Annotated in this window: 16 protein-coding genes; 6 read left to right on the forward strand and 10 right to left on the reverse strand. The window is 72.6% G+C overall.

Going from position 1 to position 20,751, the window contains the following annotated elements; genetic code table 11:
• Window positions 1–49: 49 nt before the first annotated feature.
• The 10 genes from ABZ865_RS00465 to ABZ865_RS00510 form a co-directional block, all read right to left on the reverse strand.
• A complete protein-coding gene (locus tag ABZ865_RS00465; protein WP_361221934.1) occupies window positions 50–1,270 on the reverse strand; it encodes a beta-ketoacyl-[acyl-carrier-protein] synthase family protein in 1,221 nt (406 codons plus the stop codon).
• On the reverse strand, window positions 1,270–1,500 hold the full coding sequence (locus ABZ865_RS00470; protein ID WP_100828779.1) for a phosphopantetheine-binding protein: 231 nt from the start codon (window positions 1,498–1,500) through the stop codon (window positions 1,270–1,272). Before ABZ865_RS00470 ends, ABZ865_RS00465 begins: the two co-directional genes overlap by 1 nt.
• A gap of 75 nt (window positions 1,501–1,575) precedes the next feature.
• Window positions 1,576–2,583, reverse strand: coding sequence for a beta-ketoacyl-ACP synthase III (locus tag ABZ865_RS00475; RefSeq protein WP_361221936.1), 1,008 nt, complete (start codon window positions 2,581–2,583; stop codon window positions 1,576–1,578).
• The gene (locus tag ABZ865_RS00480; RefSeq protein WP_361221939.1) at window positions 2,580–3,569 is read right to left on the reverse strand and encodes a VlmB-like protein; all 990 of its coding nucleotides are present in this window, start codon (window positions 3,567–3,569) and stop codon (window positions 2,580–2,582) included. The genes ABZ865_RS00475 and ABZ865_RS00480 overlap by 4 nt, the downstream gene beginning before the upstream one ends.
• The gene (locus tag ABZ865_RS00485) at window positions 3,566–4,111 is read right to left on the reverse strand and encodes a flavin reductase family protein (protein ID WP_361221941.1); all 546 of its coding nucleotides are present in this window, start codon (window positions 4,109–4,111) and stop codon (window positions 3,566–3,568) included. The genes ABZ865_RS00480 and ABZ865_RS00485 overlap by 4 nt, the downstream gene beginning before the upstream one ends.
• Window positions 4,108–4,641 (reverse strand): hypothetical protein, encoded by a 534-nt coding sequence (locus ABZ865_RS00490; RefSeq protein ID WP_361221943.1) that lies wholly within the window; start codon window positions 4,639–4,641, stop codon window positions 4,108–4,110. Before ABZ865_RS00490 ends, ABZ865_RS00485 begins: the two co-directional genes overlap by 4 nt.
• Before the next feature lie 20 nt (window positions 4,642–4,661).
• A complete protein-coding gene (locus tag ABZ865_RS00495; RefSeq protein WP_361221945.1) occupies window positions 4,662–5,144 on the reverse strand; it encodes an SRPBCC family protein in 483 nt (160 codons plus the stop codon).
• A gap of 2 nt (window positions 5,145–5,146) precedes the next feature.
• On the reverse strand, window positions 5,147–6,442 hold the full coding sequence (locus ABZ865_RS00500) for an aspartate aminotransferase family protein (RefSeq protein WP_361221947.1): 1,296 nt from the start codon (window positions 6,440–6,442) through the stop codon (window positions 5,147–5,149).
• 129 nt (window positions 6,443–6,571) lie between these two features.
• Entirely contained in the window at window positions 6,572–7,714 is a 1,143-nt protein-coding gene (locus ABZ865_RS00505; RefSeq protein WP_361221949.1) for an acyl-CoA dehydrogenase family protein, read from the reverse strand.
• Window positions 7,715–7,742: 28 nt separating this feature from the next.
• On the reverse strand, window positions 7,743–9,374 hold the full coding sequence (locus tag ABZ865_RS00510; RefSeq protein ID WP_361221951.1) for an aldehyde dehydrogenase family protein: 1,632 nt from the start codon (window positions 9,372–9,374) through the stop codon (window positions 7,743–7,745).
• 161 nt (window positions 9,375–9,535) lie between these two features.
• Between ABZ865_RS00510 and ABZ865_RS00515 the strand changes: the two genes are divergently transcribed.
• From ABZ865_RS00515 to ABZ865_RS00540, 6 genes are all read left to right on the forward strand, one after another.
• Entirely contained in the window at window positions 9,536–9,835 is a 300-nt protein-coding gene (locus ABZ865_RS00515; RefSeq protein WP_100828788.1) for an acyl carrier protein, read from the forward strand.
• 11 nt (window positions 9,836–9,846) lie between these two features.
• The gene (locus tag ABZ865_RS00520; protein ID WP_361221954.1) at window positions 9,847–15,642 is read left to right on the forward strand and encodes an SDR family oxidoreductase; all 5,796 of its coding nucleotides are present in this window, start codon (window positions 9,847–9,849) and stop codon (window positions 15,640–15,642) included.
• Between the two features lie 52 nt (window positions 15,643–15,694).
• On the forward strand, window positions 15,695–17,296 hold the full coding sequence (locus ABZ865_RS00525; protein ID WP_361221956.1) for a fatty acid--CoA ligase: 1,602 nt from the start codon (window positions 15,695–15,697) through the stop codon (window positions 17,294–17,296).
• A complete protein-coding gene (locus ABZ865_RS00530; RefSeq protein ID WP_361221958.1) occupies window positions 17,293–18,294 on the forward strand; it encodes an LLM class flavin-dependent oxidoreductase in 1,002 nt (333 codons plus the stop codon). The genes ABZ865_RS00525 and ABZ865_RS00530 overlap by 4 nt, the downstream gene beginning before the upstream one ends.
• Window positions 18,295–18,323: 29 nt before the next feature.
• Window positions 18,324–19,091 (forward strand): thioesterase domain-containing protein, encoded by a 768-nt coding sequence (locus ABZ865_RS00535; RefSeq protein WP_361224263.1) that lies wholly within the window; start codon window positions 18,324–18,326, stop codon window positions 19,089–19,091.
• 183 nt (window positions 19,092–19,274) lie between these two features.
• Window positions 19,275–20,750 carry an MFS transporter gene (locus ABZ865_RS00540; protein ID WP_361221960.1) on the forward strand — a complete coding sequence of 492 codons (1,476 nt, stop codon included), beginning with the start codon at window positions 19,275–19,277 and terminating at the stop codon, window positions 20,748–20,750.
• The last annotated feature ends 1 nt before the right edge of the window (window position 20,751 follow it).

Genomic DNA, 20,751 nt, shown 5'->3' on the forward strand with positions numbered 1-20,751 from the left:
GCCCGCGGAGGACCGACGGACGGCTGTCTGGCGCTGGCGTCGTACTGCGTCAGGCGGGAGCGATCGCCAGTGCCGTGTTCTGCCCACCGAATCCGAGCGAATTGCTCAGTGCCAGATCGATCGGCATCTCGGTAGCGGTCTGGGCCAACTTGACCTCGATCCGGGGATCGGGCATGACCAGGTTGGCGACGGGCGGAATCAGCTCGTGCTCCACGCTGAGCACAGCGAACGCGGCCTCGACCGCGCCGGCGGCGCCCAGCAGGTGCCCGGTGACTCCCTTCGTGGAGGTGACCAGCGGATCCCCACGCAGGGTCCGCTGGATCATCCGCGCCTCGGACAGATCGTTGAGCGGCGTCGACGTACCGTGCGCGTTCACGTGCTGCACGTCGTCCGGATCGGCGCCAGCATCGGCGAGAGCCGCCCGCACCGCCGCCTCGATCCCCGCACCCTCCGGATGCGGCGACGTCACGTGATGCGCGTCGGCCGTCGCGCCGTACCCGATGATCCGGCCGTGCACGTGCGCCCCCCGCGCGCGGGCGTCCGCGACCCGCTCCATCACGAGGATCCCGGCGCCCTCCCCGGCGACGAACCCGTCCCGGTCCACGTCGAACGGGCGGGAGGCGGCCGCCGGATCGTCGTGCCGCTTCGACAGCGCGCCCATCTGCGCGAACCCGGCCATGACCAGCGGGGTGATCATGGCCTCGCTGCCGCCGGCCAGCACGATGTCGCACCGGCCGAGCGCCAGCAGGTCCCGCGCGGTCCCGATGGCGGTCGCGCCCGAGGCGCAGGCGGTGGCCACCACCAGGTTCGGTCCGGTCGCCCCGAACTCGATGGCCGTCTGACCGGCCAGCATGTTCGGCAGCTGCATGGGCAGCAGCAGCGGCGACACCCGGTCGGCGCCCTGCTCGCGCAGCACATGGTGCTGGTCCTCGACCGTGCCCGGACCGCCGTCGGCGCAGCCCAGCACCACACCCACCCGCGCGCCGTCCCAGGTCTGCGGGTCGAGGCCCGCGTCGGCCACCGCCTCGTGCGCGGCGACGAGCGCGAACTGCACGAACCTGTCCAGGCGGTGCGCGCGCCGCGCACTCAGCAGGGTCTCGGGGTCGAAGCCGGGCACCCGGCAGGAGATCTGTACGGGGTTGTCCGCCAGCACCGGATCGAGGGCGGCGGCCGGCCTGCCGTCGCAGACCGCCGCCCAGCTCGGCCCGACCCCGATACCGCCCGGGGTGACCAGGCCGAGCCCGGTGACGGCTATGTCCATGCCGGCCATCAGACCTTCGCGCTCCGCTCCTCCATGAGCGCGACCATGTCGGCCACGGTCTCGGCCTCCAGGAGGTCGTCGTCGCTGATGTCCAGGTCCAGCTCGGACTTCAGCAGCAGCGACAGCTCCACCACGGCGAGCGAGTCCAGCTCGATGTCCTCCCGGGTGGCCTCCGGGGTGATGGCCTCGGGCGACACCTTGAGTTTGTTGGACAGGATTTCCTTGAGCTGCTCCAGCATGTCGGTTCCTTTCGAAGGTGTACGCGCCTCGCGTACCGATGGATCGGCGGGTCGGTCCGATTGGCTGACGGTCGGTCAGATGGTCTGCAGCTCCGGCCAGACGACGGTGGCGGCGCCCCAGGACAGGCCTCCGCCGAACGCGGTGAGCAGCACCCGGTGGCCCGCCGCGAGCCGGCCCTCGGCGGTGGCCTCGGCGAGCAGCAGCGGAATCGAGGCGGCGCCGGTGTTGCCGGCCCGCGCGATGTTGCTCAGCCGCCCCTCGGCGGCGATGCCGAGCCGGTCCGAGACGGCCTCCAGGATCCGGGCGTTGGCCTGGTGGGCCACGAACCGGTCGACGTCGTCCAGACGCCAGCCGGCCCGCTCGGCGGCCTCGGCGGACGCGGCGGTCATGCGCTCCACCGCGTGCCGGTAGGTGTCCCGGCCGAGCATCCGGAAGTAGTGGTCCTCCGGGGCGGCGGGCCGGTCCGTGGACCGCTGCCGGGAGCCGCCCGCCGGGACCTCGATGAGATGGCTCAGCTCGCCGTCGCTGCCGAGCACCAGCGGGCCGATCGCCCCGGGCTCACCGGCCGAGCCGGCGCGCAGCACGACCGCGCCCGCACCGTCCGCGAAGATCACGGCGGTGGTGCGGTCCCCGGGGTCGACGATCGTGGTGAAGGCGTCCGCCGCGATCAGCAGCACCCGGTCCGCGATCCCGGCCGCGATGAGCCCGGCGGCCGAGGCGAGCCCGTACAGGAACCCGGAGCACACGGCCGCCACGTCGAAAGCGGGCACCTGCCCGAGCCCCAGCCGCGCGGCGACCTGCGGCGCGGTCGCCGGGCACGGCTGGTCCGGGGTGGTGGTGGCCAGCACCACCGCCCCCACCCGCTCGTCACCCGCCGACTTCAGCGCCCTCAGGCCCGCCTCCACCGCCAGGTCGCCGGTGGAGGTGCCCGGGGAGATCACGTTGCGCTCGGCGATGCCGGTGCGCGTGCGGATCCAGTCGTCCGAGGTGTCGAGGCGGGCGGCCAGGTCGGCGTTGGTCACCACGTTGGGCGGGACGTACGACCCGATGCCCGTGACGACCGCTGCCCGCCCGCCGCTCATGCGCCGGCCTCCGAGGCGAGGACCTCGACGGGCAGGCCCATGTACGCCATGCGGACCTCGGCCATCTCGTCGGTCCACTGCTCGGCCATGTCGTAGCGCTGCTCTGGGGTGGTGTCGAGGAGCCGGACGCCCGGCCAGACCTCGTAGTCGCCGATCAGGTCGGCATACTCGAACATGCCCTCCTGGAACAGCTCCTCGCGGTGGATGACGAACTCCCGGTCCGGGATCTCGTCCCACAGCTTCACGCCCGAGCGCAGGATCTCCAGCAGCCGCGGCTTGTACTCCGGGAACTCGACGACGTGGTCGCGCAGGATGGTGCTGGCCACGGTGAGGTGGCGGATCTCGTCGATCGCGGTGCCGCGCGAGATCTCGCCGGTCGCCGGGGACAGCGGCGTCCACTTGCGCTCGCTCAGCTCGGCCGCCGGGGCGAGCACGCCCTCGATGATGATGGCGAACACGGCGACCCCGCCGGGGAAGTCGGCCTGGTCGCGGACGATGTCCAGGGTGAAGTCCACCACCGGGTCCAGGACCCGCTTGCGGTAGTCCCGGGCCATCGCGTCGATGTCCTTGAGCAGGGTGCTCGCCGGGATGCCCAGCTCCACCAGGTGCTGGCGGAACACCCGGGCGTGCCGGGCCTCGTCGATCAGCTGGGTGGCGTAGAACTCCATCTGCGGGATGCCGGGCGCGATGGAGACGTAGTGGCCGAGCAGCCGGGTGGCCAGCTCCTCCGCGAGGGCACGGAAGCCGAACTCCAGCACCAGCGCCTCGCGCAGCGGGCCGGGCGCCTTCAGGAAGCCGGGCGTGAGGGCGCTCTCGTGGTGGCCGGTCACCCCGCGGTCGCGCAGCGTGCCCTGGGCCACCGAGGTGATCCAGTAGGCGAGGTCGCACTCCTCGGGGCCGAGGGTGAGTTCCTTCGCGCCGTCCAGCAGACCGGGTGCCTTGTCCCAGTCCGCCTCGGGTGCAACGGGTGACGACGTACCGGTCATGACGCGGCGGCCTCCTTCACGGGGCGCAGGGAGCCGGCGTACAGCCCGCCGGCGTAGCTGAACAGCGGGAGCCCGTCGTCGGCGGTGGCGCGGACGACGTAGCCGAGCAGCAGTTCGCTGTCGCCCGCCGCGTGCGCGGAGTGGAACCGGCAGACGTAGTGGGCGAGCGCGCCCGCGATCAGCGGGGCGTGCGCGTACCGGTCCGCCGTCCAGGCCAGGCCCGCGAAGGCCGCGTCGCCGTCGGGCCGGGAGCTGTCCGCGAACCGGCGGGCCACGCCGGCCTGGTCGCCGCCCAGCACGTTGATCGCGAACCGGCCCTCGGCGGCCGCCAGCCGGGCGAACGACGAGCCCTCCCGCAGCACGACCCCGACGAGCAGGGGCGAGCGGGAGACCAGGGTGACCGTGCTGGCGGTCGTCCCGTGCATGCGGTCCTCGGGGCCGGTGGTCAGGACGGAGACGGGGGAGGCCAAGTGGTAGAGGGCGCGGCGGCGTTCGGCCGGGTCCTGCCGGACGGGACGTCGTACGTCCGTGGCGGTGGTCATCGCACGGCCTCCGTCTCCCGTACGACCGGACGCGCCGGGACGTGCCCGACCGGCACCGGGTCCATGGCGTGCCCGACCGGCTTGGGGTGGGGCAGGCCCAGGTCGTCCAGCAGCCGCAGATAGCCCTCCTGGCGCACCGGCTCGAAGGGCAGCGCGAAGGACTTCATGAAGTTGCCGAACAGGCCGCGGTCGCCGAACAGATGGAACGGCAGCACCAGCAGCGCCCACTCCGGCTTCACCAGCCAGCACCACAGCGCGGCCACCGCGCCCTGCGTGATGAGGCTGTGCATGACGTTGTAGAGGACGTAGTACGCCTTGTGGATCGGCCGGCCGCCGCTCTTCTTGAACGCGACGGCACCGGGGATGTAGCCGATCAGGTCGATGTAGAGGAACAGTCCGAGCGCCGGCAGCCAGCGGATGTCACCGAAGTGGTAGACGATCATGCCGGTGGTGACGGCGAGGCCCACCAGGTACTCGGCGCGGTGCAGCGAGTAGGTGCGCGGTGTCTCGAAGGGGTTCGCCTGGTCCATGGTCAGCTCCTCGGCGTCCGCTAGGCGCCGACCGCGGCGGGCGTGGTCAGTTCGATGCCGCCCTGGATGCGCACGGCCGGGAACAGCCCGGTCAGCGCCCAGGCGACGGTCTCCTTGATGACCCGCTCGGCGATCGGGTCGAGGATGCCCTCCAGGCTCGGGATGCCGAAGTCGAAGTCGGCGTCGAAGCGGACGGCGACGTCGGCGCCGTCCTGCCGGATCGACCAGGTCCCGGTGAAGGAGTCGAAGTCGCCGTCGGACTGCTCGAAGCGGATCTCGCCGGCCTCCGGCAGCACGGTGTCGTCCTCCGTCCAGCGCAGCAGGCCGCTGCGGAAGTGCAGCTCCCAGCTGGAGGAGGCCTTGGGGTCGGGGTAGGAGGCGTGCACGGTGGTCGCGTTGACGTGGGGCGCGAGGTCCGGGTACCGCTCCCAGCGCCGTACGGCGTGCAGGACCGTCTCGGCCTGCTCCGCGGGTATCAGGGCATCGAGTTCGACGTGCCGCACGATCAGTTACCGCCTTCCGGCATCTTGGCCGCGCCCTTGATGAGGTCGCGGGTGGCCAGGTCGAAGGAGTTGACGAGGAAGTCCACGTCGGTGTCGTCCAGCACGGCGGGCGGGGTGAACCGCACCACCGAGCTGCCGTTCATGGAGTGGTTGGCGACCACGCCGTGGTTGAACAGCTCGATCAGCAGCTCGCCGGCCAGGCCGGCCTCCACGAGCTCCACGCCGATGAGCAGGCCCCGGCCGCGCACGTCCACGACCAGCTCGGGGATGTTGCGGTGGGCGACCTCCGCGATCCGCGGCAGCAGCCGGGCGCCGAGGTCCATGGCCCGGGTGACCAGGCGCTCCTCCTTGACGGCCCGGATCGCGCCCTGCACCGCGGCCATCAGCACCGGCTGCCCGGAGAAGGTGGCGGTGTGGACGTAGGGGTCCTTGTCGAAGGGGCGGAACGCCTTGCGGGTGGCGACGGCCGCCGACACCGGCATCACCCCGCCGCCGAGCGCCTTGCCGGTGAGCAGGACGTCGGGGACGACGCCCTCGATGTCGGCGCCCCACCACTCGCCGAGCCGCCCGAACCCGGACTGCACCTCGTCGAGGATCAGGAAGCCCTCGTACTCGCGGACCAGTTCCTCGACCCGCTTGAGGTAGCCCTTCGGCGGAACGACGACCCCGCCCTCGCCCTGCACCGGCTCCAGGATCACGCACACCTCGCCCGGGTGCGCCCGCAGTTCCGCCTCCAGGGCGTCGGCGTCACCGAACGGCAGGTGCAGGAAGTCGGGCACGAGCGGGCGGAACGGCGCCTGGTAGACGTCCTTCGCGGTCGCCGACAGGGCGCCCAGCGTCTTGCCGTGGTAGCCGCCCCGCATCGAGATCGTGCGCTTGAAGCCGCCCGCGCGGGCCAGCTTCAGACCGGTCTCCACCGCCTCGGCGCCGGACAGCGCGAAGTGCACCCGGTCGAGTCCCGGCGGCAGTACGGACACCAGGGCCTCGGCGGCGCGGGCCACCGTCGGCTCCAGCAGGATGCGGGTGGCGGTGGGGTGGGTGCGCAGCTGGCGCTCCACCTCCTCCATGACGATCGGGTGGCGGGCGCCCATGATGAACACGCCGTAGCCACCCGCGTTCAGGAAGCGCTCACCGTCACTGGTGGTGAGCCAGGCGCCCTCGGACGCCACCTCCATATGACTGCCGAACAGCTCGGCAAGCGTGGCCCGTCCCTTGCTGAGATGGGCGCGGTAGAGGTTGAGGATCTCGGCCTCGTCGACGGCAGTCGCCGGCGCCGGCGAATCCTGGATGACGGTCACGTGTCGCTCACTCCAAAGAGGGGTCGGTCATAAGGTCGGTGGGGTGCAGCGCCCCGTAAGGGGCGCGGGGAACGGCGCGACCAGCCACAGACGGCCCGCAGTCGCCCACTCAGCTCAGCCGGCCGAGCTCTACGCCAGAACCAGCGGCCCCCCGCCGAAATACGCCAGCAGCGGCTCCGCGGCGGCGATGCGAGACGGCGGGTGGAAAGCCAGGGCACGAGTAGCGGCAGCGACCTGCGCACTGGCCGAGCTGCTGATGAAGTCCAGCCCACCCAGCAGCTCCAGCGCCCGGGCCACGATGCCCGGCATCGCGTTCTGCACCGCGTACCGAGCGACCAGCACCCGCGCCACCGACTCCTCGTCGCCGGGCTCCGGCCCGGTCCCGCGGGCGACGCCCTCCAGCAGGGCGAGCGCGGCCTCCATGTCGACGGCGAGAGCCGCCCGTTCCTCGGCGCCGCCCCGCTTGCGCTCCAGCACCTGCTCCACCAGGGCGGCGGCGGAGCCCGCGTACCCGGCGGAGATCAGCATCTCGAACCAGACGAACCCGGCCGACTGCAGATCGTCGAGGCGGGTCGGGTCGTCGGCGCCGGCCCGGACGACCATCCCGGCCGGGACGAACACGTCCTCCAGGCGCACCTCGTCGCTCTCCGCGCCGGCCAGCAGGCCGTTGCCCCAGAAGTCGTGCACGGACATGCCGGGCGCGTCGGCCGGGACCAGCGCGAGCGCCAGCTCCGGTTCGCCGCCGTCCTCGCCGTGGATGGCGATGGACGCGGTGAGCAGGCTCATCGAACGGGACAGGCTGCACGGCTTCTTCGAGCCGGACAGCAGGAACCCGCCCTCCACCGGGCGGGCGGTCACGGCAGGCTTCAGGATGTTCTGCGCGGTCCGGCCCTCGGCCCAGCCGGAGGCCATCACCTGCTGGTCGGGCACGATCCGGTGCAGCAGCTCGGTCTGCTCGTCGGTGAGCCGGCCCGCCTTGACCGCCAGCGAGTACAGCATGGCGGCGGTGAAGTGGTGCATGGAGACGGCCGCGACGAGCGACGGCGACAGCGCGCCGAGGGCCAGCTGCACCCGCAGCGCCTCCAGCGGGGCCGCGCCGTGGCCGCCGTAGGCCTCGGGTATCAGCAGACCGACCCCGCCGTGGATGCGGAACAGGTCGATCACCGGGCTGCCGGGCTTCTCCCGCTCGGCGTACGGAATCTGCTCCAGCTCCTTGAGCAGTCCGGGGTGGAACCGCTCGCACACGGTCCGGGCGGCATCGAGGGAACGCACGGGAAACCTCCGCAGGATCGGGGTGTGATCAGGCGCCGAAGACCGCGTCGTACGGGCTCACATCGCGGGCGATGCTGACCCCCTGGACGTGGGAGGTCTTGAGCATCGGGTAGTTGGCCTCGCCGAAGGCGCCGCCGGTGCGGCCGGTGCCGCCGTGGCTCGGCAGGTACGGCAGGAAGCCGATGTGGGAGTCGTTGACCTTCAGCAGACCGCCGTTGACGACGCGGCGCACGAAGGTCTCGATGACGTGGTCCGAGCGCGACCACAGGGAGTTGCGCAGCCCGTAGTCGTTGCTGTTGACGAACTGCAGGAAGGCCTCCAGCAGGGCGTCGTCGTTGTCGCGTTCGGCGACCACGATCGGGATCAGCGGGAAGAACGTCTCCTCGCGGACCACGTCGTACGTCCGGGCCCGGTCCAGGCCGTCCACCCGTACCACCGTCGGCTGCAGGAAGACGCCCGTCTCGGAGACGGTGCCGTCGACCTCGGTGCGGTTGCCGCCGGTGACCAGCTCGGCGCCGTTGTCCAGGGCCTGCCGCAGCAGCCGGAAGAACCGCTCGCTGCGCCTGACCGGTGACAGCAGCACGTCCTCCTCCTCGGGCAGGCCCGGCTTGATGCCCTTGACCTGCTCCTTGACCTCGGCGATCAGCGGCTCGGCGACCTCGGGGTGGACCAGCACGTAGTTGGGCACCATGCAGATCTGCCCGGAGCCGTAGAACGCCTCGGTGATGGCCTCGGCGGCCCACTTCACGTCGGCGTCCTTCCACACCACGATGCCGTCGTTGCCGGCGAGTTCGAGGATCGGCTTCTTGCCGTGCGCCACGCAGCTCTGCTCGAAGCGCAGGCCCTCCTGGCTGCCGCCGATGTAGAAGATGTCGTCGATCAGCGGGTCGGCGATCCAGCGGTCCATGGTCTGCTTCGGGTTGGAGCACACCGCGTTGAGCACACCGGCCGGCGCGTCGACCTCCTCCAGCAGCGGGGCGACGACGTCCCGCAGCAGCCACATGGTGGACAGCGCGATGCTGCGCGGCGCCCGCACCACGACCGCGTTGCCGGCCATCAGCGCCAGCACGCACAGGGCGGCGCTGGGCAGCGGGGCGTTCTGCGGCGGGTTGAAGGCGACCACGCCGTCCGGCTGGCGGTGCAGGATCAGCGTGCGGCCGTTGTACTCCTTCTCGACCCGCATCTGCTTCAGGTACCAGCGCAGGGAGCCCGGGGCGTAGATCTGCAGCAGGCAGCTCAGCTCCCAGCGGGCCAGCTTCACCGGGTGGGACTCGGCGACCAGCATGCGCAGGAACTCGTCCTGGTGCTTGATCAGTTCCTCGCGGAAGCGGGTGCCCAGCTGCATCCGCCGCTCCAGCGGCACGGCCGCCCAGTCGGGGGCGGCCGCGGCGGCCGCCTGGGTGGCGAGGTCGATGGCGGAGTCGTCCGCGATCGCGCACCGCCCGACGACGTAGGGATGCTTGGCGGCCTTTGACTCCGGGTCCTGTTCGAGGGAGCGCTTCAGGCTGACGCTCGTGAACACGTCCTCCAGCAGCGAGCGTCCGCTGACGGTGTAGACCCAGCCGTCGCCGGCGACGTCCTTGCCCGCGATGTAGAGATCGTAACTCTTCAATCCGGAAGGTGCCTCAGCACTCTCCTCCTGCGCGGCTTCGCGAAGCATCTTCAGCCTTTCGGATATGGCGTGTGGATTTCTTGAAGCAATGCGAGCCTGGCAGCGGAATCTGACCCCGCGCTGACACCCGGCTGACCGGGTCGATCAGGCCACGGGAGCGCTCTCGGAGCCGTCAGCGGGGCGTCAGCCGGCGCTGGTTGCATGACGGCATGCCACCTGTCGACAGCACGATCCAGCGGTTGCGCGATCTGCCGCGCAGTGAACTCGCCGAAGAAATCGAGTCAATCGTCCTGAAGAAATTCAGGGCCGTTCTTCTCATGGACGATTCCGAGGATCTCCCCCTCGACGTCAGCTATTTCGACCTCGGCCTCACCTCGCTGCGGCTGACCGAGATACGGCAGAGCCTGGAACAGCTCCTGGACCTGTCGATCAACGTCAACGTGCTCTTCAACGAGCCGACGATCGCCCACCTCGTGGACCACCTGACCCAGGCCATCCAGGACGCTTGAGGAGTCGTTCCATGCCGCGTACGGAATCAGAGCAGGCGCCCGAACCGGTCGCGATCGTCGGAATCGGGCTGCGGTTCCCCGGCGGCAGCGGCTCGCCCGACGAGTTCGACGCCTTCCTCAGGGAGGGCCGCAGCGGAATCCGCCCGATCCCCACCGACCGCTGGGACGTCGAGGCGTTCACCCCCGAAGGGCCCGACGACAAGGGCAAGATCCGCGCCTCGGGCGGCGGGTTCCTCGACCGCATCGACCTGTTCGACGCCGGTTTCTTCAACATCTCCCCGAAGGAAGCCCGCTACATGGACCCCCAGCAGCGGCTGCTGCTGGAGACCGCCTGGCAGGCCCTGGAGCACGCCGGCATCGACCCGGCGCCGCTGCGCCGCGGCAACGGCGGTGTGTACATCGGCGCCAGCTCCATCGACTACGCCCTCGAACTGGACGCGCTGCCGTACGAGGAGCTGGACGGCCATCTCGCCTCCGGCATCACCATGTTCCCGCTGTCCGGGCGCCTGTCCTACTTCCTCGGCTGGCGCGGCCCGAGCATGAGCGTCGACACCGCCTGCTCGTCCTCCCTGGTCGCCTTGCACCTGGCCGTGCAGGCGCTGCGCGCCGGCGAGACCGACATCGCGCTGTGCGGCGGCGTCAACGCCCTGCACCACCCGCGCATCCCGGTGATGTTCTCCAACGCGCAGATGCTGTCCCCGGACGGGCAGTGCAAGACCTTCGACGAGGCCGCCGACGGCTACGCGCGCGCCGAGGGCTGCGGCATCGTCGTCCTCAAGCGGCTCGCCGACGCCGAGCGCGACGGCGACCGGATCCTCGCCCTGGTGCGCGGCACCGCCGTCGGCCAGGACGGCGACAGCGCCGGCCTGACCGTGCCCAACGGCCCCGCCCAGGAGAAGGTCATCCGCAGCGCGCTCGCCGCCGCCCGGCTCGCGCCCGAGGACATCCAGTACGTCGAGGCGCACGGCACCGGCACCCCGCTCGGCGACCCCATCGAGTTCGGCGCCATCGGCGACGTGTTCGTCGACTCCCACACCAAGGACCGGCCGGTGCTGGTCGGTTCCGTGAAGACCAACCTGGGTCACATGGAGCCCGCCTCCGGCATCGTCGGCGTCATCAAGACCGTGCTCCAGCTGCGCGCGGGCACGATCTACCCCCACATCAACCTGAACACCCCCTCGGGGCGCATCCCCTGGGACCTGTATCCGGTACGGGTGCCCACCGCGTGCGAGCCCTGGAAGGCCGAGGTCCGGCGCGCGGTCGTCAACAGCTTCGGGTTCGCCGGGACCATCGGCGCGGTCGTGCTGGAACAGGCGCCCGAGCGGGCCGAGCAGGCTTCGGAGGGCGGCGCCGAGCAGCCTTCCGAGGGCGGCGCCGAGCCGCTGTTCACCCTGTCCGCGAAGAACGCCGGCGCCCTGCGCGAACTGGCCGCCGCATACCGCCGGCTGCTCGACGAACAGCCCGGCCTCTCCCTCTCCGCGCTCTGCCACAGCGCCAACACCACCCGCGCCCACCACCCCTACCGCGTCGCCGCCCCCGTCGCCGACCGCGCCGCCCTGGAGAGGCTCCTCGGCCGGGCCGCCGAGGCCGAGCACGAGGGACCCTCCGGCATCCGCAAGACCGCCTTCATGTTCACCGGCCAGGGCTCCCAGTACGCCGGCATGGGCGCCGCCCTCTACCGGGCCTTCCCCGTCTTCCGCGCCCACGTCGACGAATGCGACCGGCTCTTCGCCGAACACCTCGGCCGCTCGGTGCGCGGGCTGCTGCTCGGCACCGCCGCCGACCCCGACGCCGTCGACCGCACCGAGTACACCCAGCCCGCCCTGTTCACCCTGGAGTACGCCCTCGCCCAGCAGTGGCTGGCCTGGGGCGTGCGCCCGAACGTGCTCATCGGGCACAGCATCGGCGAGGTCGTCGCCGCCGCCGTCGCCGGACTGTTCAGCCTGCCCGACGCCGTGACGCTGGTCGCCGCCCGCGCCCGGCTGATGCAGGCGGTGCGCACCCAGGGCGGCATGGCCGCAGTCGCCGCCCCCGTCGAGGAGGTCGCCCCCCTGCTCGAGGGCCGCGCGGACCTGGCGCTCGCCGGGATCAACGCCCCCGACCAGACCGTGATCTCGGGCGCCACGGCCGCGCTGGACGAGGTCGTCGGCATCCTGGAGGCCAGGGGTGTCCGTGTCGACCGCCTCAAGGTCTCGCACGCCTTCCACTCCCCGCTGATGGCCGAGGTCTACGACGACTTCCGCGCCGCCCTCGACGGCATCACCTTCCACGAGCCGAAGATCAGCCTGATCTCCAACGTCACCGGACGCCTCGCCCGGTTCCGCGAGATCGGCGACCCCGACTACTGGGTGCGGCACATCGGCGAACCCGTCCGCTTCCTCGACGGCATCCGCGCCGTCGCCAAGCGCGGCCGGCACGCCCTGATCGAGATCGGCCCGCAGGCCGGGCTCACCGCGCTCGCGCGGCGCGGCGTCACCGTCGAGGACCACCTGTGGCTGGCCAGCCTGCGCCGCCGCGACACCACCACCGCGACCACCCTCACCGCGCTCGCCGACTACTACGCGGCCGGCCTCACCGTCTCCTGGGCCGACTACCACGCCGGCCACCCCGCCCCGGCCCGGGTGGACCTGCCGACGTACGCCTTCCAGCGCAAGCGCTACTGGCTGCCCTCCGTCACGCCCCGCCGCTCCGCCGCCAACGGCACCGCCCGCCACCTGCTGCTCGGCACCGAGGAGCGGTTCGCCAGCGGGGTACGGGAGTTCACCGCAGAGTTCACCACCGAGGAACTCGGCGCGCTCGCCGACCTCGCCGACGGCGGCCGTACCGTGCTGCCCGCCGGCGCCTACGTCGACCTGCTGCTCGCCGTGCAGGACGCGGTCCGGGGCCACGCCCGTTCCGCCGTCCGCGACCTGAGGCTGCTCGCCCCGCTGGAGCTGCCCGCCGAGACGGTGACCGCGCTGACCACCCGCTGGCGGCCCCGGCCCGGCGGCGCCGCCGAGGTGGAGGTGTTCACCGTCGTCGGCGGCGAGGAGAACCTGCACGCCACCGCCGTCGTCGCCGCCGAACCCGAACCCCTCGTCCCCGTCTCCGAGCTGGCCGAGCTGGACGCCACCCTCGCCCCGGCCGCCCAGCACATCGACGACGAGGACATCTACACCGACCTCGCCTCCGTCGGCCGCCCCCAGGGCCCCCGGATGCGGCTGCTCCTGCGCGCCGCCCGACACGGCGACGGCCTGGTGACGGGCGAGCTGACCGGCCGCGACGCCACCGCTGTCGAGCACGTCCCGGCCGAGCTGCTGGAGGCCGCCGTGCAGGCCCTGGTCGTCCTCGACCCGGAGGGCCCGGTGTTCGTGCCGCGCGAGATCGCCTCCGTACGGCACTTCCGCAAGCCGCGCGGCGAGAACCTGCGCGTCCTCGCCCGGGTCCGGGGCGACCAGGACCGGCGCCTGGCCGACGTGCTGCTGCTGGAGAACGGCGACCCGGTCGCCGAGCTGCTCGGCGTCCGCATGGCCCGCCCGGAGGGCCGCGGCGGACGGCGCCAGTTCCTGCACCGCCCCGACTGGGTGCGCCGGGCCCTGCCGGCCAGGGACGACGCACCGGCCCGGCACGTGGTCCTGCTGGACCCGTCCGCCGCGCGCGCCGCCGAACTCGCCGCCGAGCCCGGCCTGAAGGTCACCTGGCTGCCCGACCTCACCGACCCCACCGATCTCAAGGCCGCCCTGGCGGATCCCACCGTTACCGACGTCTGCCGGGTCTGGCGGGGGCGTCCCGAGCCGATGTCCGCCGGCCGGCTGCGCGCCGAGTGCGAGGACAACTACCGCGAACTCCTCGCCCTGATCGGCGCGTTGGACGGCTCCGGCGCGCCCCGGCCGCCGCGGCTGTGGCTGGTCACCGAGGCCGCCCAGTGGCTGCCCGGCGACCCGGCCGGCGACGGCGGCCACCTCGGCGCCGCCACCCTGTGGGGCTTCGGCCGGGTGCTGCTGACCGAGTACCCGCAGCACCGGGCCACCCTGGTCGACCTCGCCCCGGGCAGCGGCCTGGCCCCGCTCGCCGACGAGTTGCGCGCCGAGCCGCCCGGCGAGTACCAGGTCGCCCACCGCCCCGGCCGCCGCTATGTGCGCCGGCTGCTCGCCGGTGACTCGACCCTCACCTGGACGTGGGGGTCCCCCCGCTCGAGCGAGCCCGAGAGTGGGGGAGGAGCCCAGCGTGGGGGAGGCTTCGAACTGCGCGCCCCCGACTCCGGCGACCTGTCCGACCTGGCCCTGACCTCGGTCACCGACCGGGCGCCGGGCGCCGACGAGGTTCAGGTCCGCGTGCACACCGTCGGCCTGACCGCTGAGGACGCCCGCACCGCCCTGGACACCGGCCGCGCCGAACGCGCCGAGGAGGAGGCCGGCGCGGAGGCCGGAGAGGAGGAACCCCCGCCGCTGCTCGGCCGGTTGGCCCGTGGCGCGGTCCTCGCCGCCGCCGACGGCACCGGATTCGCGCCCGGCGACGAGGTCCTCGTCCGGCACGACGGCACCTTCCGCTCCACGCTGACCGTCCCCGCGGTCGCCGTCGTCCACGCCACCGGCTCCGACGACACCGCGCCCCGCTTCCGGCTCGACGAGACCGGCGAGGCCCTGCGCACCGCCCTGTCCGACCCGGCCGGACGCGCCTGGGTGACGCTCCCCGAGGACCCGGCGGACGAGCGGACCGGCCCCGTCGACGAGGGCCCGGCCGGGCTCCGTGCCGACCGCACCTACCTGGTCACCGGCGGCCTCGGCGGCCTCGGCCTGGTCACCGCCCGCAAACTGGTCGCCCTCGGCGCCCGGCACCTGACCCTGGTCAGCCGCAGCGGCCGGGCCACCGAGGAGGCCTCACCGGTCCTCGCGGACCTCGCCGCTGACGCCGAGATCGCCGTCGTACGCGCCGACATCTCCCGCCCGGAGGACGTCGGGCGGCTGGTGCGGCAGCTCGCGGCGGGGCCGTACCCGCTCGGCGGGATCGTGCACGCGGCCGGCTCCTACGACAAGAAGCTGATCTCCGAGCTGACCTGGGAGTCCATCGACGCCCAGCTGGCGGCGAAGGCCTACGGCGGCTGGCTGCTCCACGAGGCCGCCGAAACCTCCTTCCCCGAGCTGGAGTTCTTCGTCACCTACTCCTCCATCGCCTCCGTCCTCGGCGGCGCCACCCAGGGCCACTACGCGGCCGCCAGCGCCGGGCTCGACGCCCTCGCCGAGTGGCGCGGCCGGCGCGGGGTGCCGGGGCTCTCGGTCAACTGGGGCGCCTGGGCCCGGGTCGGCATGTCGGCCCGCCTGGAGGACCACCTCAGCCAGGAGATCGAACGCAGCGGCGTCCGCTTCTTCTCCCCGACCCGGGCCCTGGACACTCTGGCCCGGCTGTGGGGCCGACCGCGCACCCAGCGGATCGTCGGCGAGTTCGACTGGGACCGCTATGTGGCCGGCAGCGTCACCGGCGACCTGTTCTACGACCGGCTCGCCCGGCAGGCCGCCGACGACGACGGCACGGGCCTCGACCTCACGGCGCTGGCCGCGCTGCCCGGGGCCGAGCGCCTGGCCGCCGTCACCGGCGTGGTCACCGAGAAGGTCGCCGCCGTCCTGCACCTGGAGGAGGGCGACGAGCTGGACCTCTCCACCGAGTTCGTCTCGCTGGGCCTGGACTCCCTGATGGCCCAGCAGGTCAAGGCCGCCCTGGAGCAGACCTTCCGGCTGCCCCTGCCGGCCTCCCTCACCCACGACCACCCCACGGTCCGCGCGCTGGCCCAGTTCGTCGACGGGCAGCTCGCTCCGGTACCGGCAGCGTGACAGAGCTGGGGGGCGTCCTCGACAGGACGCCCCCCAGGGACGGGAACCCACCATGACCGACATACCGAGGGAGCGCTGGACGCTCCACCACTCCTCCCGGGCCCACGCCGGAAGCCGCCCGGACCACCCGGCGATCGTCTGCGAGGGCCGGGTCACCACCTACGAGAAGCTCCACCGCGACAGCAACCGCGCCGCGCACGCCCTGCACACCAGCGGCATCCGGCGCGGCGACCGGGTCGCCTACCTGGGCCGCGAGTCCGCCACCTACTACCTGGTGATGATCGCCTGCGCCAAGGCCGGCGCGGTCCTCGTCCCGGTCAACTGGCGGCTCACCCCGAGCGAGGTCGACCACATCCTGCGCGACTCCGGTGCCGCCCTGATCTTCGTCGACGACGAGTTCTGGGACACCGTCGCCACCGTCCGCCACCAGCTGCGCGGGCTGCGCAGGGTGATCCGGGTCGACGGCACCGACACCGACGGCGAACCCGCCCGGGGCGCCGGCCTGCTCGCCTGGGCCGCCGACCAGCCCGAGACCGACCTCACGCCCGGCACCGGCCCGGACGACGCGGTCGTCCAGATCTACACCAGCGGCACCACCGGCCTGCCCAAGGGCGCGGTCCTCGCCCACCGCAGCTTCTTCACGCTGCCGCACGCGAGCCGCGAGCAGGGCGTGGCGTGGATCGACTGGCTGCCCGAGGACGTCAGCCTGATCTCCCTGCCGGGCTTCGGCGTGGCCGGCATCGGCTGGTTCCTGCACACCTTCAACGCCGGCGGCACGAACGTGATCATGCCGCAGTTCGACCCGCAGGAGGCCGTACGCCTCATCCGCGCCCACCGGGTCACCACCACCTTCGCCGCCCCGGCCATGCTCCAGGCGATGGCCGCCGAACGCGGCGCGGGACCCGAGGCGTTCACCTCGCTGCGCAAGATCGCCTACGGCGCGGCGCCCATGTCCGAGACGCTGCTCAAGCAGTGCCTGGAGACGTACGGCTGCGAGTTCGCCCAGATCTACGCCAGCACCGAGACCGGCAGCGTGGCGGTGTGCCTGCCGCCCGAGGCCCACCACCCCGGCAGCACCAAGCTCACCTCGGTCGGCAAGCCCTGCCCGGGCAACGAGATCAAGGTGGTCGGCCCCGACGGCGAGACCGTGCCGCCCGGCACCATCGGCCAGATCTGCGTCCGCGCCCCCTCCCGCATGCTCGGCTACTGGAACCTTCCCGACGCCACCGCCCGCACGCTGGTGGGGGAGTGGCTGCACATGGGCGACGCCGGCTACCTCGACGAGGACGGCTACCTCCACCTGTGCGACCGCATCAACGACACGATCATCGTCGCCGGCCAGAACATCTACCCGGCCGAGGTCGAGAAGGCCCTGGCCGCGCATCCCGCCGTCGCCGACGCGGCCGTGGTCGGCCTGCCCGACGACCGCTGGGGCGAGAGCGTGCACGCGGTGGTCGTCCTCAGGCCCGGCGCGACCGCCACACCCCGGGAACTCCTGCTGTCCCTGCGGGGCCGCATCGCGGACTACAAGATCCCGGGCACCTACCACTTCACCGAATCCCTCCCCCGCAACCCCTCGGGCAAGATCCTGCGCCGCGCGGTGAGGGAGCGGCTGACGACACCGGCCAGGGACCCACTCGGGAGCTCAGTGTGACTTCACTACGGATCGGCATCCTCCTGCCCACCCGCGAGCAGGCCATCAACGGCACCTACGCGGCAGCCCCCTTGCTCGACTTCGCCCGCCAGGCGGAAGCGCTCGGCTTCGACTCCCTGTGGGCCGGGGACTCGCTCACCGCCCGCCCCCGCCTTGACCCCTTGGTCGTACTCTCGGCCGCGGCGGCCGCCACGAACCGCATCTCCGTCGGCACCGCCGCCCTCACCCCCGCCCTGCGCCACCCCCTCATCGGCGCCAACATGGTCGCGAGTCTCAGCCATGTCGCCGCCGGGCGGCTGATCATCGGGCTCGGTTCCGGCTTCCCGATGGCGGAGACCGAGGAGGAGTTCGCCTCCGTCGGCGCCTCCTTCCAGGGCCGCGTCGGCCGCCTGGACGAGATCGCCGCGCTGTGGCGCACGGCCTGGCACGCGGGCGAGGAGGGCGAACCCGGCGAGTTCCAGGGGAAGTTCTGGCAGGCGGAGCACTTGGACCGCCTCCCGTCGCCCGCGATCCCCGGCGGCCCGCCCCTCTGGCTCGCCGGCAGCGACACCCCCAAGGTCCTCGCCCGCGCGGCGACCCGCTACGACGGCTGGCTGCCGTTCCTGCCGGACGTCGACGCCTACGCCCGCGCCCGCCGCCGTATCGCCGAACTCGCGGAGGAGGCGGGAAGGGGCGCCGACGCGGTCGTACCCGCGCTGTACGCCACCGTCACGGTCAACCGCGACGAGAGTGCCGCGAAGGCCGAACTGGAGCACTACATCAGCCACTACTACGGCCGCTCCTTGGAGCAGATGAGCGGCATCCAGGCCTACGGCTGGGGCAGCGCCGAGAAGTGCGCCGAGTGGCTCGGCGGTTACGTCCGCGCCGGTGCCCGGCACCTGGTCGTACGGATCGGATCCCTCGACCCCGAGCCGCAGTTGAAGGAGATCGCCGAGGTGCTGCTGCCCGCGGTACGCGCCCTCGGTCCGTCCACCACCGTTGGGAGTACGCAGTCGTGACCACCGCCATCGGTACCGCCGGCAGCCAGATGTCCACCGAGGGGCACTGGTTCCACCCCGTGGAGCCCTCGCCGGACGCCTCGATCCGGCTGTTCCTGCTGCCCCACGCGGGCAGCGGCGCCATCATCTACCGCGACTGGGAGAGCCTGCTGCCCCCGGACATCGCGCCGCAGGCGGTGACCCTGCCCGGCCGGCACAACCGCCGGGAGGAGCAGACCTACGAGAACTTCTGGCCGCTGCTCGACGCCCTGCACGAGGCGGTGCTGGGCGACCTGGATGACCGGCCGTTCGCCCTCTTCGGCCACTGCCTGGGCGCCCAACTGGCGTTCCGGCTGGCGATCAGGATGGAGGAGGAGGGCGGGCCGGCGCCGGTGATGGTCGGCATGTCCGGCTGGTCGCCCGTGGGCTTCTTCCAGCCGACGGAGGAGCAGAGCCGGATGCCGGAGCCCGAACTGGTCGAGTGGATCAAGAAGCTGGGCTCGTTCCCGGCCGAGATCTACGACAACCCCGAGATGCTCGCCCTCGTCGTGCCCGCACTCCGCGCCGACCTGCGGGTCGCCGGGGACTACGAGGACGACGGCGCCGGTGTCACCTGCCCGCTCGCCTCCTACGGCGGCCGCAGCGACCCGCTCCAGGAGACCCCGGACGCCATGTCCCACTGGGCCGGGCGCACCCCCGCCTACCTGGGTCACAACGAGTACGAGGGCGGCCACTTCTACATCGACACCCACGCCCAGGCGGTCACCGCGCACTTCGCGCACCGGCTGCAGCGGACCGTGGCCACCCTCGCGGGCTGAGCCGGGCGCCGACGCCGAGCCGTTCGACGTCGGGCCGTCCGACGCCGTGTCAGCGCCGTGTCAGCGGGGCGCGGGACAGTGATCCGAGGCTGTCGTCCCGGCTGCTGTCCCGTGCCCCGCCGTGCGTCGTGGGCACCCTTCGGCCCGCATTCCACCAGCACGAAACGACCTAGGAGGGTCGTCATGACCACCGAAGCGGAACTGACCGGCAGCGCGGCCTCGGCCGCACCGCCACCGGACATCGAGGAGGCCGCCGCGGCACCCGCCTGGGGCGCGCTCCTGGTCGTGCTGGCCGGCCTGTTCATCACCAACCTCGACTTCTTCATCGTCAACGTGGCGATCCCCTCGCTCCAGCGGGACATGCACGCCACACCGGCGCAGATCCAGCTCGTCGCCGTGACGTTCACCATCGGCCTGGCCGCGCTCCTGATCACCGGCGGCCGGCTGGGCGACCTGTACGGCCGGCGCCGGGTGTACTCCGTGGGCGTCGCGCTGTTCACCCTGGCCTCACTTGCCTGCGGCGTCGCGCCCAACATGACCGAACTGATCGTCGCCCGCGCCGTCCAGGGCGGCGCCGCGGCCCTCGTCATCCCCCAGGTGCTCGGCATCCTGAACACCGCGTACACCGGCAAGGCCCGGGTCGCCGCGTTCAACGCCTACGGCCTGGCGCTGGGCGCCGCCGCGGTCTTCGGCCAGCTCATCGGCGGCCTGCTGATCAAGGCCGACCTGTTCGGCTGGGACTGGCGGACCATCTTCCTGATCAACGTGCCCATCGGCGCGCTGGTGCTGCTCCTCACCCCGAAGGTGGTGCCCGAGTCGAAGGCCGACGACGGCAAGACGGGGCTCGACCTGGCCGGTGTGGCGCTGGTGACGGCCGGGCTCGTCGCGGTCGTGCTGCCGTTGGTGGAGGGCCGGGAGCGGGGCTGGCCGGCCTGGACCTGGGAGCTGCTCGTTGCCTCCGTGCCGCTGCTCGCCCTGTTCTGGATCACCCAGCGCCGGCTGGCGGCCCGCGACCGCTCCCCGCTGATGAGCCCCTCGCTCTTCCACGACCGCTCGTTCAGCGTCGGCGTGGTCTCCATCCTCGTGTACTTCTCGGTGATGGCGTCCTTCTTCCTGGTCCTCGCGCTCTACCTCCAGGAGGCCCGCGGCACGTCGGCCCTGAAGTCCGGCCTGCTGTTCATCCCGCTCGGCCTCGGCTTCTTCCTGTCCTCCGTGCAGGCGCCCAAGTTCGCGGGCAGGCTGGGCAAGCAGGTGCTCGCGCTGGGCGCGCTGATCGTGGCCGCGGGCGACGTGGCGCTCGCCTTCACCGCGGACCGGCTGGACACCACCGGCGCCGTCGCCTGGTGCATCCCGGCCATGGTGGTGTGCGGGTACGGCATGGGTCTGGTGGTGGCCCCGCTGACCTCGCTCGTCCTGGAGCGGGTGGCGCCGCAGTACGCGGCGGCCGCGTCCGGGGTGTTCTCCACCGCCCAGGAGGTGGGCAACGCCCTCGGCATCGCCATCATCGGCGTCGTCTTCTTCGACGTCGCCGAGGACCGGCCCGGCCCGCACGGCATGGCGGAGGCGTTCAGCACCAGCCTGCTGGTCCAGGCGGGCATCTCCGTGGCGGTCGCGGTCCTGCTGCAGCTGCTGCCCGGCCGGGCCAAGAGCACCGCCTGAC

It is taken from the genome of Streptomyces sp. NPDC047085 (assembly GCF_040643735.1).
Classification (GTDB): Bacteria; Actinomycetota; Actinomycetes; order Streptomycetales; family Streptomycetaceae; genus Streptomyces.